Consider the following 14,534-nt stretch of genomic DNA (forward strand, 5'->3'; position numbering starts at 1 on the left):
GCAGAAACAGCGCATTGGGGCGGTAGAAGTTCATTCCCGCGAAAGTTACTGTATAAAATCCAACTTAGCCCACAGTAAGCAGTGATCATGGAATTTAGGTTGGATGAAATCCAACTTGTAGATAGATACTTCATCGGCTAATGATGAGAATATCTATTACGTCTAACTAAATTATGGTAAACTACTTCCAGACGAAGAACGTCCGAAGCCATTTGCATATGGCCTTGGGCGTTCTTTTTTTATTTTAAAGGAGGATTACTTAAATGGTTGGCTTTGAAGAGGCGCATAAACGATTTATAGAGAAGCATACGGAGTTACGTACAGGGGAGAGGAGAGGGCGGCTCGTTAGAGGCCATAATCATGCAGAAAAGCTGTTGCTGCAGAACATCTGGTGGCCGGTGTTTGGTAATCTCGAGCACCTGCATCCTGAATATGAAATCTATGACTGGAACCGCAAATCGCAGTTTCTCGACTTTGCCTTCCTGCCTCCGTATGGCCAATTTGGCATAGAGGTAGATGGTTTTCAGAGCCATGTGAAAGATATGGACCGCGAGAGGTTCAGTTATTCTCTCAACAGAGATACCTTCCTTACTGGGCTAGGTTGGACGATGATTCATTTTTCTTACGATGATGTGCTGAACCGTTCAGATATATGCAAAATGCTGCTTCAGAATGTGATCAGTCCCCGTATCATTCGAGGTGATGTTCCTAATTATTCGCTCCTTCTTCCTGAAAAAGAAGTACTGCGATACGCCTATCGGCTTGGTCGCTGGATCCGGCCAAAGGATGTAATTGATCATCTTCAAATAGATTTTCGGACTGCCCGTAAACAACTCCAGTCTTTAACGAACAAAGGAATGTTAAAGCCTGTCGAGAGAGGAGCTTCTATTCGCTATTATCAATTAACCGAGCGTGCTTTAGAGAACCTCTTGTAATCTTCAGTCGATTATTCACCCTACTACAGACTGGATTTCGTACAACGTAATGATGCCCCACACCAAGGTAACAAAAGCTACATTGGATATCATCCAGCAGAATGAGCTCATATAGGCGAGGGCAACTCGAATTGGCGAAAGCTACTGTATAGAATCCAACATAGCTCGCAGCAGTCTGCGATACTCCGCCTTAAGTTGGATGAAATCCAACATAGGGAGAATGGTGGGATAATAGTTGGATGAGATCCACCGCATGGTGGTTGAGGTGACTAATATTCAGGTAATAGAGGTTAGTAGGGTATATCTGCCCGCCGCAGATTGGATTTCGTACAACGTAATGATGCGCCACGCCAAGATAACAAAAGCTACATTGGATATCATACAGCAAAATGAGTTCATATAGGCGAGAGTAGCTCGATTTGGCGAAAGTTACTGTATAGAATCCAACGTAGCTTGCAACAGCTTGTGATGCGCCAACTAAAGTTGGATGAAATCCAACATAGGGAGAATGGTGGGATCCTAGTTGAGTGAAATCCACCGTGTGGTGGTTAAGGTGACTAATATTCAGGTAATAGAGGTTAGTAGGGGATATCTGCCCGCCGCAGATTGGATTTCGTACAACGTAATGATGCGCCACGCCAAGGTAACAAAAGCTACATTGGATATCATCCAGCAGAATCAGCTCATATAGGCGAAAGAAGCTCGAATTGGCGAAAGTTACTGTACAGAATCCAACATAGCTCGCAGCAGTCTGCGATACGCCGCCTTAAGTTGGATGAAATCCAACATAGGGTGTAAGTCGGAGCTTGGTTGGACGAAATCCAACGTAGGGTGAGCGGTGGACAGCGGTGAACAGTGGATATCTTAGTTGTATAGAATCCAACATAAGGGGCAGTCCATCAGGCCAAGTAGTCCAATTTAGCCTCATTAGAGGTAATTCCAACAACTGGGGCATACTAGTTGCACATAAATAAAAAATCGGCAAGCACATGTGCTTGCCGATCATACCAAAAGTTAGTCCAACACTGCTGCAATATGCTCTTTCGTGATGGACCAGTGGGAAGCGGACCATACTTTTGCTTTCTTGTCGATCATCATGATTTGCGGCGATTCATGTTTAACCGCTGTGTCATCTGCAATCTGCAGCGACACTGGGCGGGATTCGATAACTTTAACGAGTACATAATCAGCATCTTCACGCGGGCTGCCGTTCAAGTATTCATTGAACTCGCGGTACGCGTTTGCGCTTACTGGACAAGTTGTGCTGTGCTTGAAAATTACGACAGGACGCTCGCTCGAAGCTTCAAAAACCTCGTTCCAGCTGTCCATGGAATCAATCTCACGATATTGTGCCATTGGTAGGTACACTCCTTTTTATGGTAAATAAGATTTTGAAAGATACAAACTTATTCTTGTATTATATCCCCGGAAGCTCAAAAAGTCATGCGCGTATACGGATCCATCCTGTATAATCAATTGCTGATAGCAAACGTTAGGTAACTAAATCATTGACTATGTTTACCTCCGGGTAGTGAAGGGGTGCTGCAAATATGTCGGATCAAACGATCATCCGATTCGAGCAAGTGACGAAGCAATATGACGACCAGACGACGGTCCTCGCCGAAGTCAGCTTCGAGATTGAAAAGGGCAAGTTTTACACGCTGCTTGGCCCTTCGGGCTGCGGCAAAACAACGATCCTACGGCTGATCGCCGGGTTTATCGAACCATCCAAGGGTCAGATTTATTTTAACGGCAAGGTCATTAACCGCATTCCGCCGAATGAGCGCCAAGTGAACACGGTGTTCCAAGACTACGCGCTCTTCCCGCATCTGAATGTGTTCGAGAATGTGGCCTTTGGCCTCCGCATCAAGAAGCTCAAGAACACAGCCGTTACGGCAAAAGTAAAAGAAGCACTCCGCTTCGTCAACTTGGAAGGCTACGAGACACGTAATATTAGCGAAATGTCCGGCGGTCAGCGCCAGCGTGTGGCGATCGCACGGGCGATCGTCAACGAGCCGGAAGTGATCCTGCTGGACGAGCCGCTCTCCGCGCTGGACCTGAAGCTCCGCACCGAGATGCAATATGAACTCAGAGAACTGCAGCGCCGTCTTGGCATTACCTTTATCTTCGTTACCCATGACCAGGAAGAAGCACTTGCGATGTCCGATGAGATTTTCGTCCTGAACCAAGGCAAGATCGAGCAAAGCGGCACGCCTAACGATATTTACGATGAGCCGATTAACCGGTTCGTGGCTGATTTTATCGGGGAATCCAACATTGTCGCTGGTCGTATGAAGCAGGACTTCGAGGTTGAATTCGCGGGACGTACGTTCGAGTGCGTCGACCAAGGCCTTAATCCCAACGAACCTGTCGAGATCGTCATTCGTCCGGAGGATCTGGAAATCACGAAGTCGGAGCAGGGTAAACTGCAGGTACGTGTCGATTCGCAGCTGTTCCGTGGTGTCCATTACGAGATATCCTGCTACGACGAAGCGGGCAACGAATGGCTTGTCCACTCTACGAAGAAAGCAACAGTAGGCGAGCAGATCGGGCTGTACTTTGATCCGGAAGCGATTCACGTAATGCGCCTTGGCGAGACGGAGGAAGAGTTCGATAAGCGGCTGGACGCCTACAGCGAGGGTCAAGATGAGAACTAATACACGTAACTTTTATCTCGCCCCGTATCTGTTGTGGATTGTACTGTTCGTTATTGCGCCAATCGTGCTAGTTGTGTACTACTCCTTCTTCGATGTAGAGGGGAACTTTACGTTCGGAAATTACGAGAAATTTTTCACGCCTGTCTATCTGAAAATGACGCTAAGCTCGTTCTGGTACGCCTTTCTGATCACGGCATTTTCCCTGCTAGTCGCCTATCCGGCGGCCTACTTACTGACGAAGACGAAGCATAAGCAGCTATGGCTGCTGCTTATTATTTTGCCAAGCTGGATTAACCTGCTGCTGAAGGCATATGCCTTCCTTGGCCTGTTTGGTACATACGGCTTCGTGAACGGTGTCTTAAAATTCATCGGCATCGGTACCCAGCAAATCCTGTTTACCGACTTCAGCTTTATATTCGTATCGGTCTATATCTTTATCCCGTTCATGATCCTGCCGATCTTCAACTCGCTGGAGGAGCTTAATCCATCGCTCGTCTTCGCGGCGCGGGATCTCGGAGCATCACCATGGGGGGCGTTCCGCCGGGTCATTTTCCCACTTACGCTAAGCGGCGTGAAGTCCGGCTGCCAAGCGGTCTTTATTCCCGCTTTGTCGCTCTTTATGATTACGCGGCTTATTGCCGGCAACCGAGTCATAACACTTGGTACGGCGATTGAGCAGCATTTTCTCGTTACCCAGGACTGGGGAATGGGCGCCACAATTGCGGTGTTCCTGATTATCGCGATGGTGATCATTATGCTGTTAACAGGAAGCAGCAGAAAGAGAGGGCTGCAAAATGAAAACCGGAAAGCTGTCTAATGTGTATCTGATCGCGGTATTTATCATTTTGTACGCGCCGATCTTCTATCTGATCTTCTACTCGTTCAACAGCGGCGGAGCGATGCGCAACTTTGAAGGCTTTACCTTCGAGTGGTACCAAGAGGTGTTCGCGGATACCCGCCTGCTTATTATTGTGCTAAACACGTTCATCGTGGCGCTGCTGTCGTCAGCGATCTCGGTCCTGTTCGGCATTGCCGGCGCGCTTGCGATTCATTATGTAAAAAGACGCCAACCGAAGAACGCGCTGCTGTCCCTTAATAATGTGCTAATTGTTAGCCCGGATGTTATTGTGGGTGCTTCGTTCTTAATCCTGTTTACTATTATTGGCATTAAACTTGGCTTCGTGTCCGTGCTGCTGTCGCATATCGCGTTCAGTGTACCAATTGTCGTTATTATGGTGCTGCCGAAGCTGCAGGAGATGAGCCCAACGCTGATCGATGCGGCCCGCGACCTTGGTGCAAGCAGCTGGCATGTGCTGACGCGTGTTATTATTCCGTTTATCAAACCGGGCATCTTTGCCGGATTCTTTATGGCATTAACTTACTCGCTGGACGACTTTGCGGTAACCTTTTTCGTAACGGGCAACGGGTTCTCCACCTTATCGGTTGAGATCTATTCGCGGGCTCGCCAAGGGATTGCGCTGTCGATCAATGCCCTGTCTACGTTGATCTTCCTGTTCACGATAGTGCTAGTTATTGGCTACTACTTCATCAATCAGCGGAATAACCGGACTTCGGCTCGATCGGAGGGACGGAGATGAAATCATTAGTTCAGACGTTCATCGCGGTGCTGATCGTGTCTTTTGGACTCATGTACTTGACCTCCTACCTCAATAAGAGCGAAGGCTACACGGGTAAAGATACGCTCACGATCTACAACTGGGGCGATTATATCGACCCTGAGCTGCTGGATGAATTCCAGAAGGAGACGGGCATCAAGGTCATCTACCAGACGTTTGATTCCAACGAAGCGATGATGACGAAGATCGAGCAGGGCGGGACGACGTTCGACGTCAGCGTTCCTTCTGAATATGCGATTGATAAAATGAAACAAGAAAACCTGCTCCTTCCGCTCGATAAGAGCAAGCTGCCGAATCTCAAATACATTGATCCAAGCTTCATGAACCTTAGCTTTGATCCAGATAACAAATATTCTATTCCTTATTTCTGGGGAACGGTAGGGATTGTCTACAACCCAGATAAGACGGATCTCACCTTCAAGAGCTGGGCGGATCTGTGGAATCCAAGTCTCAAGAACCAGATTCTGCTGCTCGACGGTGCACGTGAAGTAATCGGAATGGGGCTGAACAGCCTGCATTACTCGCTTAACGATACGAATGAAGAGCATCTGCAGGAGGCGAAGGCGAAGCTGAGTACGCTGACGCCGAATGTGAAAGCGATCGTAGGTGATGAGATCAAGCTGCTGCTTGCGAATGAAGAGGCGGCGGTTGGTCTCGTATGGTCCGGTGACGCTTCGGAGATCATGAGCGAGAACGAGAAGCTGGATTACGTTGTACCGGAGGAAGGCTCGAACCTGTGGTTCGATAATATGGTTATTCCGAAGACAGCGAGGAATATTGAGGGTGCGCATGAGTTCATCAACTTCATGCTTGATCCGGAGCATGCAGCGCAGAATGCCGAATACGTCGGCTACTCAACTCCGAACGCCAAGGCGCTGGAATATTTGCCAGAGGAAATTTCCGGCGATAAACGGTTCTATCCGGACAAAGAGCTCACCGAGAAGCTTGAGGTCTACCAGAATCTCGGAAAAAGAATGCTCTCCCACTACAACGAACTATTCCTTGAATTTAAAATGCATCGCAAATAAATAAAGTTTTACATTTATTGGCATAACCGTGCTCGCGGCCGACCAGAAGTCCTTATTTTAGACAAATTAGGACCTCTAACGGCTGTGGGCACGGTTTTTAATTTGTCGAAAAATAGTAGGTAATATAATTTCCAGCATTAATTATCGACTGAAAACGCTGTCATTCAAGGAAAATTCAGGATGAATATAGTACAAATTGATCATTTTTTGTCGAATTATAAGAAAGATTGCGAAAGTGCTGATTCCATGGATCTATCGTGCTATACTGAGGGTCGAGTATTTACTAGGTACATTTTAGCAGTAAAGGATACAGATACATGTTCTATCGGCCGGAACCCATAGATGATCGTTCCCTTAATAGGGTGCAACTGTCAGAAATGGATAACGAATTGGAAATCAACAAGGAGCTGGACCTTAAGCTCTAGTAGGTTTGTCTCGTTATTTTGTGTCTGTAGATACCAGGTTATGGTATGAGAAGTATAAGAGTTACATAATGTAAAAACTATCAAACTATGAGGTGAACCGAATTGACGATCAAAAAGAAACTAATCGTATCAACTATCGCGGCAAGCTTGGCAGCAACTGCATTTGCAGGTATTCCACTGAGCAACAAAGGTTTGGCAGAAAAATTAGGTTTTAATGCAACGGCTTATGCGGCAAGCACAGCATTCCCGAGCACAGATATCGTGGCGTATGCAACTAAGCTACGTGCTGCACTTGTATCAACAGGTGGTCTTGATGAAGTGCAAGATTTGCGTGAAGCGATCCAAGAACTTGATAATGACGCTAATCATACTGATCTAAAATACGTTGCTCAGCCTATTACAAGCAAAGTGACAACTAAGCTTGGTGCAAACTTCGATGATACTGACAAGACTGCAGTAGCAAACCTAGTTCTTGATGTCATCTCGGTTACATATGATCCAAATCTGACTGAGCTGGAAAGAATTCGTAACACGGATTCATACCGCGGCGTTCTGGCTGAACTAGCTGTAGGTGCTGGTTTCTCTGAACAGGAAGTTGACGACCTGACGGTTGACGATGTTGCCGAGTACTTCTTCACTCTACAAGAGAAAGTGGCTGGTCTGCTTGACGGTTTGGCTGCTGATCCAGTCGCACTGCTGGCAGTACTGAATGATCCAGTTAAGAGAGCGAAACTGATTGAAGATGCATTTAATGCTTTAGCGGCAGAAAGCCTTGTTGTTCAAGATGTCTTTGAAGCTTATGGCATTACAACTGCAGATTTGAAAGATGTTGTTCTTCGTGCTCAAGAGAAAATTGACAGCAATATTGTTCTTAAAGCAGGTGCAGCTCTATACGGCGCTTACCTGAAAATGAACGAAACAAGCACCGGCGGCACTGGCGGTATCGGTGGCGGTACGGTTGACGAAGGTACTGTGGAAGTTCCAAAGGAAGTAACAGCCCTTATCGATGACATTAAGAAGAAGTTGGCTGCTGCAACAACGGATGCTGAGAAAGCTGCAATCATTGCACAAGCTGTTCAACAAGCGACAGCATTGGTTAATAAATTATCGAACTTCGATCTCTCCAGCAATGTAACCGTATCGAACGGTCAAGCTACTCTGCAAGTTAGCGGTTCGTCTATTCTGTCCGCAATCGCAGGTATCGGCGAGATTCTGAAGAACGTGAAAGCACTGGCACCAGGCGTAGCTTTACCTCCAGTAGTCCTGAACATTAGCCTGGGTAACGTTGCTCAGAACGATGTGAACATCGGCCTGAACAACGCGGTTATTCAAGAAGCGATCAAAGCAGGTCTTAGCGGCATTAACCTGACTGTAAACGGCCTGAGCGCAGTACTTCCGGTTGGTGGTCAATTCAATGGAGCAGTTGACTTCAAAATCAACAAATCCAAAGCAGATTCCACTACAACTGGTGGACTTCAAGCAGCTTCCGATGTATACAGCTTTGGCCTGTCGATTGGTGGTCAATCCGTAACATCGTTCACACAGCCTGTAATTGTCAGCGTTCCGCTTGGCAATGTAGATGGCGTTGATAAAGAATTGTTGTCCCTTGCGAAGATCGTTGACGGCAAACTTGTATTCCAAGGCGGTTCCGTACAAGGCAACAGCATTATCGAACACCGTGATACGTTCTCCCAATATGTTGTTGTAGAGAACAAAGTAACCTTCTCCGATATCGCATCTGTTCAAGCATGGGCAGGCCGCGCAATCGAAGTTATCGCAGCAAAAGGTGCAATCGAAGGCAAGAAAGCCGGCGTATTCGCTCCGAAAGATAACGTAACTCGTGCTGAGTTTGCGAAGATGCTGACTCGTGCACTTGATCTGGACAACAGCCTGGCGAAAGAAAGCTTCGCTGACGTTGCGGATTCCAACTGGGCGGCTCCTTACATCGGTGCAGCTTCGCAACTTGGTATTATCCAAGGCCGTTCGGCTTCGAAATTCGATCCGAATGCGCAAATCACTCGTGCTGAGATGGCAACAATGATCGCTCGTGCATTGAAAGTAACCAAAGGTGCTACTGACGTTGCTGACGTTAATGCAGCTCTTGCGAACTTCAAAGATGCAAGCTCGATTAGTACAGCACTCAAAGCAGGCGTAGCATTCGCTTCGGAACACGAAATCGTAATCGGTAATAACGGTAAATTCGCTCCTAATGCCTCGGCAACACGTGCTGAAGCTGCAGTTATGATCTACCGCGCAGTTAACTTCAAATAGTTTAATAGGACCATAGACCCTCTTCTCAGACTTGCTGTTGATGGGAAGAGGGTTTTTTATTGAAAAATATTAAGAATTAAGCACTATTAACAATTTTTACCTTTATAACTTAGGACTATAGTAGTAAAATTACATAAGACAACTAGGCTTACAGAAGGAGGTATATAGTGTCTGAGGAACTAGATTTACGCGAGTATTTTCTAATCGTGAGGAAGAGAATGGCACTGATTGTCATTTTTGTTCTGGTATGTACAGTAGCAGCAGGCGTTTATACCAAGTTGTTTAAGGATCCAATCTACGAGGCTTCGACTAAGATTGTTGTGAATCAGAACAGTCAGCAGCAGCTTTCTCTTGGTCAACTGGATCTGAATCAAATTAACTCTAACATTAAGATGATAGATACCTATAAAGAGGTCATCAAGACTCCTGCAATTCTGGGTAAGGTAGCTGAGCAGTATCCACAGCTTGGATTATCGGCTAAGGAACTTGCAGAGAAGATTCAAGTGAGTTCCGTGAACGATACTCAGGTTATGACACTAGCTGTTCAGGATGTGTCATATAAGCAAGCGGCGGAGATCGTTAACGCAATCTCAATTGTTTTCCAGAAGGAAATCCCGAATATCTTCAACATCGAGAACGTATCCATCCTGAATGAAGCGGTGGTAGATGATCAGCCTGCTCCTGTCGGACCAAACGTGGTGCTGAACGTCATCATCAGTTTCGTGGTATCCCTTATGGTAGCAGTTGGCTTAGCCTTCTTGCTCGAGTATATGGATGACACAATTAAGACGGAAGCCGATGTACTGCGTTACTTGGGTCAGCCAACATTAGCGATGGTTGCACGGGTAGATGCGAATGAATTTACCGGTACAAATAGTGGTCGTAGGGCAGACAGACAACAGGCGGGAGGGTTCGAGAATGTCACAATCGGAGAGTAGACGTCGGCTCATTACAGTAGTCAATCCACGTTCCCCAGTATCAGAGACGTACCGGACTCTTCGGACGAATATCGAATTCGCTTCGGTGGATGAAGCGCTGCAGGTCATTATGGTTTCATCCGCCGGTCCAGGTGAAGGGAAGTCTACCACCATCGCGAACCTGGCTGTAGCTTTCAGCCAATCTGACCGCAAGGTCTTACTGATCGATGCCGATATGCGAAAGCCTACAGCACATAAGTCGTTCCAAATTTCTAACCGCTTTGGCTTGTCCTCGGTGATCTCACAGCAATGCACCCTGCAAGAGGCTCTTCAATCCTCGGATATACCGAATCTGGATATCATGACGTCCGGTCCGATTCCTCCGAATCCGGCTGAGATGCTAGCGTCCAAGCGGATGACCGCTTTGCTCGATGAACTAAAAGGTATATACGATATTGTACTTATCGATACGCCGCCCCTGCTGGCAGTGACTGACGCACAGATTGCATCAGCTAAGAGTGATGGTGTTGTCCTGGTCGTTGATCAAGGCAGAGTAAAACGTCAATTCGCACAAAGAGCGATTCAGAATTTACAAAATGTAAATGCCCGCATTCTTGGGGTTGTACTAAACAATGTGAAGCGCCGTTCCAATGAAGAGGCTTATTACTATTACTACGGTGCTGACGGGAAGTAAAGTAAGCTGAATGGCTTAAGGTAATGCCTGCTGCACCTTTATCACTGCAGGTACTCGGTCACACTGTGGGTCTTATTAGACCTTAGGCATGATTGCCAAGGGTGTGATGTGAGGAGGGGTTTAATGCCCCGTTTATATGTAATAAATGTTCGAGCTATGTTTTCCTGCCGAAGGAAGGCATAGCTCGTATATTTATACCTCATGTTTATCCAATCAATACCAACATACATAGACAAATTAGAGAGAGAAGAAAGAAAAGAGAGGGAAAAAACAATGATGAAAGTTAAGAAGGCGATTATCCCAGCTGCAGGTTTAGGAACCCGGTTCCTGCCGGCAACTAAAGCAATGCCGAAGGAAATGCTTCCGATTGTCGACAAGCCTACCATTCAGTACATTGTGGAGGAAGCTGTTGCCTCTGGAATCGAAGACATTATTATCGTTACGGGTAAAGGTAAACGTGCGATCGAAGACCACTTCGATAACGCCTTCGAGCTTGAACAGAACCTGTTTGAGAAAGGCAAGTTCACTCTGCTAAATGAAGTGCAGAAATCTTCGAAGGTCGATATCCATTTCATCCGCCAGAAGGAAGCGAAGGGTCTTGGTCATGCGGTATGGTGTGCCCGCAATTTCATTGGAGATGAACCTTTTGCTGTTCTGCTTGGTGACGATATCGTCGATGCCAAAATTCCTTGTACAAGACAGCTGATGGATCAATTCGAGCAGACAGGAAGATCCGTTATCGGAGTGAAGCCTGTTCCGATGAACGAGACCGAGCGATATGGCATTGTGGAGTACAGCGAGAAGAATGGTTTGTTAAGCCTGGTTGATCGATTTATTGAAAAACCGACTCCTGGTACAACAAAGTCTAATCTTGCTATTATGGGCCGTTATGTTCTAACTCCGGAAATTTTTAAGTTTTTGCAGAAGCAAGAGAAAGGTGCCGGCGGCGAGATTCAGCTAACCGATGCTATTCAGAAGCTGAATGAATCCGAAGGCGTCTATGCTTATGAATTCGAAGGTAAACGTTATGATGTTGGCGAGAAGTTAGGTTTTATTACAACAACACTAGATTTTGCGCTGCGGAACGAATCGTTAAAAGGTCCATTGCTGGAAGCAATGAAAGAGATATTACAGAAAGAGCTTATCCATAAATCGAATTAATACGGGGGAGATTATTGTATGGCGTTATCGCCTCTTCGGAAAGAATCCGAGATGACATTTGACAGCCATGTATCTATTGCACATAAAGCTCAAGCTCAGACCAGAAGTGCCAAGCGGACTTATCTTATGGTTAAACGAATGATTGATCTTGTTGGTGCAGCATGTGGGCTAATGATATTATCACCATTATTACTTGTTATAGCTCTCTTGATTAAGCTGGAGAACCCGAAAGCACCTGTCTTCTTCTATCAGAATCGGGTTGGAATCAATGAAAAGAATTTCCGAATGTTTAAATTTCGCTCTATGGTTCCGAATGCAGAGGACTTATTAACAGAGCTCTTACATAAGAATGAGATAGAAGGTCACATGTTCAAGATGAAACATGACCCAAGAATTACAACTATTGGCAGGTTTATCCGTCGTACCAGCATCGATGAACTTCCGCAATTATGGAATGTGGTGCGAGGCAATATGTCGCTCGTAGGCCCTCGCCCGCCTCTTCCGCGAGAAGTGGCTGAATACAGCAGCTATGATAAACTCCGCCTTCGTGTGAAGCCAGGCTGTACCGGACTGTGGCAAGTAAGCGGACGGAATGAGCTTGGTTTCAAAGAAATGGTGGAGCTGGATCTTGAGTATATAGAGAAAAGAAATGTGTTGCTCGATCTGCAGATCATCATGAAGACGGCGAAAGCCATGGTCGGATCGGAAGACGCATACTAGAGAGAAGGAGTGGATAGAGAGTGGAATTACATTCTAAGATTTTTGTAGCAGGACACAGAGGATTGGTGGGTTCTGCCATTCTAAGAGCTCTTGAGGCTAAGGGCTATCACAATCTTGTCTATCGCACCCGTGCTGAACTCGATCTATTGAATAGAGATCGGGTTCTTTCTTTCTTCGAGGAAGAGGGAATCGAATATGTATTCCTAGCGGCTGCTAAGGTTGGTGGTATCGTAGCAAACAATGAGTATCCGGCAGACTTTATCCGTGACAATATCTTGATTCAGACGAATGTCATTGATGCCGCATATCGCAATAATGTGAAGAAGTTGCTGTTCCTAGGCTCGACTTGTATCTATCCGAAGTTTGCTCCACAGCCAATGAAGGAAGAATACTTGCTCACGGGTGTACTCGAACCTACGAATGAGCCTTACGCGATTGCAAAGATTGCAGGCATTACAATGTGCCAATCCTATAACCGTCAATATGGTACCCAGTACATCTCCGTTATGCCAACGAACATGTATGGACCTAATGATAACTTCGACCTCAAGACTTCGCATGTCCTTCCTGCACTTATCCGTAAGTTCCATGAAGCGAAAGTTAATCAATCACCAGAAGTAGAGGTATGGGGAACCGGAACACCTCGCAGAGAATTCCTGCACTCCGATGACTTGGCAGATGCTTGTCTCTTCCTGATGAATACGTACGAAGAGAATGAGATTGTCAATATTGGTGTAGGTGAAGATATCTCTATCAAAGAGTTAGCTTACCTCATCAAAGAGGTAGTTGGATATGAAGGAGAGATTGTATTTAATACATCTGCTCCTGACGGCACGCCAAGGAAATTGGTTGATGTCACTAAGATTAATGGGCTTGGCTGGAAGGCATCCATTCCTCTTGAGGACGGGATCAAGGCGGTTTACGAAACCTTTCAGAATGATTACCTTGTTAGACAATAAAATTAGAGATAGATAATAGAGGAGTGGAAACGATGACTAAGCGTGCGTTAATTACTGGTGTAACAGGACAAGATGGTTCCTATTTGGCAGAATTCCTTTTGGAGAAGGGTTATGAAGTACATGGCGTTATTCGCCGCAGCTCGTCCTATAACCAAGAACGTCTGGAAGATCTCCTTACGGAAGAGGAAGCTAAGAGCATTCTGAATAACCAAAACTTCCATCTCCATTATGGCGATGTAACAGATGGACTGAATATTACTCGCCTTATTAGTGAGATTCAACCAGATGAAATCTATAACCTGGCAGCACAATCGCATGTACGTGTATCCTTCGATATGCCTGGCTATACCTTAGATGTAGACGGCAAGGGTACTTTGAATATTCTTGAAGCGGTAAAGTTTTTGGGTCTAACAGAAAAAACCCGCGTCTATCAAGCTTCTACTTCTGAGCTTTACGGCAAAGTTCAAGAAGTTCCTCAGAAAGAAACAACTCCGTTCTATCCTCGCTCTCCGTATGGCGTTGCGAAGATTTATGGATTCTGGATTACGAAGAACTATCGTGAATCCTATAACATGTTCGCCGTTAACGGAATTCTATTCAATCATGAGTCGGAACGCCGCGGTGAAACGTTTGTTACTCGTAAAATCACCCTCGCTGCTGCTCGCATTGCACAAGGCAAACAACAGAAGCTGATGCTTGGCAACCTGGATTCCCTGCGCGATTGGGGCTATGCAAGGGATTATGTAGAATGTATGTGGTTGATTCTTCAGCATGACAAACCGGAAGATTTCGTTATTGCTACAGGTGAGATGCACTCTGTTCGTGAGTTTGTAGAGCTGGCATTCAAGCATGTGGGGGTCAATATCGAATGGCAGGGTAATGGGGTAGACGAGAAGGGTATCAACAAAAACACAGGCGAAGTGATTGTTGAAGTAGACCCAACTTTCTTCAGACCGGCAGAAGTAGAACAATTACTTGGCGACCCTACCAAAGCAAGAACATTGCTAGGCTGGAACCCAACGAAGACCTCTTTCGAGGAGCTTGTAAGCATCATGGTGAAATACGATATGGCCAAAGTAACCTCGGAAGAAGGAAGCAGAAAAATGTTCGATGGGGTGCTAGTGTAGACA

Annotated in this window: 13 protein-coding genes; 12 read left to right on the top strand and 1 reads right to left on the bottom strand. The window is 46.0% G+C overall.

The features are described 5' to 3' along the window. Positions 1-263 precede the first annotated feature (263 nt). Positions 264-935 (top strand): PDDEXK family nuclease, encoded by a 672-nt coding sequence (locus FHS17_RS10650; RefSeq protein WP_167278392.1) that lies wholly within the window; start codon positions 264-266, stop codon positions 933-935. Between the two features lie 1,014 nt (positions 936-1,949). Here the strand turns inward: FHS17_RS10650 and ytxJ are convergent. Beyond that, positions 1,950-2,291, bottom strand: coding sequence for a bacillithiol system redox-active protein YtxJ (gene ytxJ / locus FHS17_RS10655; protein ID WP_167278393.1), 342 nt, complete (start codon positions 2,289-2,291; stop codon positions 1,950-1,952). A gap of 194 nt (positions 2,292-2,485) precedes the next feature. Here ytxJ and FHS17_RS10660 point away from each other — a divergent pair, with 194 nt between their 5' ends. The 11 genes from FHS17_RS10660 to gmd all read left to right on the top strand — a co-directional run bounded on the left by FHS17_RS10660 (position 2,486) and on the right by gmd (position 14,531). Then, positions 2,486-3,592: an ABC transporter ATP-binding protein gene (locus FHS17_RS10660; RefSeq protein WP_167278394.1), complete on the top strand. Its 1,107-nt coding sequence runs from the start codon at positions 2,486-2,488 to the stop codon at positions 3,590-3,592. Beyond that, the gene (locus FHS17_RS10665) at positions 3,582-4,409 is read left to right on the top strand and encodes an ABC transporter permease (protein ID WP_167278395.1); all 828 of its coding nucleotides are present in this window, start codon (positions 3,582-3,584) and stop codon (positions 4,407-4,409) included. Before FHS17_RS10660 ends, FHS17_RS10665 begins: the two co-directional genes overlap by 11 nt. Further along, entirely contained in the window at positions 4,387-5,190 is an 804-nt protein-coding gene (locus FHS17_RS10670) for an ABC transporter permease (protein ID WP_167278396.1), read from the top strand. Before FHS17_RS10665 ends, FHS17_RS10670 begins: the two co-directional genes overlap by 23 nt. Next, positions 5,187-6,257: an ABC transporter substrate-binding protein gene (locus FHS17_RS10675; protein WP_167278397.1), complete on the top strand. Its 1,071-nt coding sequence runs from the start codon at positions 5,187-5,189 to the stop codon at positions 6,255-6,257. The genes FHS17_RS10670 and FHS17_RS10675 overlap by 4 nt, the downstream gene beginning before the upstream one ends. A 527-nt stretch (positions 6,258-6,784) precedes the next feature. Then, positions 6,785-8,953: an S-layer homology domain-containing protein gene (locus tag FHS17_RS10680; protein ID WP_167278398.1), complete on the top strand. Its 2,169-nt coding sequence runs from the start codon at positions 6,785-6,787 to the stop codon at positions 8,951-8,953. Positions 8,954-9,120: 167 nt separating this feature from the next. Further along, positions 9,121-9,891, top strand: coding sequence for a Wzz/FepE/Etk N-terminal domain-containing protein (locus tag FHS17_RS10685; protein WP_167278399.1), 771 nt, complete (start codon positions 9,121-9,123; stop codon positions 9,889-9,891). Beyond that, positions 9,872-10,564 (top strand): CpsD/CapB family tyrosine-protein kinase, encoded by a 693-nt coding sequence (locus FHS17_RS10690; protein ID WP_167278400.1) that lies wholly within the window; start codon positions 9,872-9,874, stop codon positions 10,562-10,564. Before FHS17_RS10685 ends, FHS17_RS10690 begins: the two co-directional genes overlap by 20 nt. A 273-nt stretch (positions 10,565-10,837) precedes the next feature. Next, positions 10,838-11,725, top strand: a complete 888-nt coding sequence (gene galU, locus FHS17_RS10695) for a UTP--glucose-1-phosphate uridylyltransferase GalU (RefSeq protein ID WP_167278401.1) — start codon at positions 10,838-10,840, stop codon at positions 11,723-11,725. An 18-nt stretch (positions 11,726-11,743) separates the two neighbouring features. Beyond that, positions 11,744-12,445 (top strand): sugar transferase, encoded by a 702-nt coding sequence (locus tag FHS17_RS10700; protein ID WP_208420325.1) that lies wholly within the window; start codon positions 11,744-11,746, stop codon positions 12,443-12,445. A 20-nt stretch (positions 12,446-12,465) separates the two neighbouring features. After that, positions 12,466-13,404, top strand: a complete 939-nt coding sequence (gene fcl / locus FHS17_RS10705) for a GDP-L-fucose synthase (RefSeq protein WP_167278402.1) — start codon at positions 12,466-12,468, stop codon at positions 13,402-13,404. Between the two features lie 32 nt (positions 13,405-13,436). After that, on the top strand, positions 13,437-14,531 hold the full coding sequence (gene gmd, locus FHS17_RS10710; protein ID WP_167278403.1) for a GDP-mannose 4,6-dehydratase: 1,095 nt from the start codon (positions 13,437-13,439) through the stop codon (positions 14,529-14,531). Positions 14,532-14,534 lie beyond the last annotated feature (3 nt).

It is taken from the genome of Paenibacillus lupini (genome assembly GCF_011761355.1).
Classification (GTDB): Bacteria; Bacillota; Bacilli; order Paenibacillales; family Paenibacillaceae; genus Pristimantibacillus; species Pristimantibacillus lupini.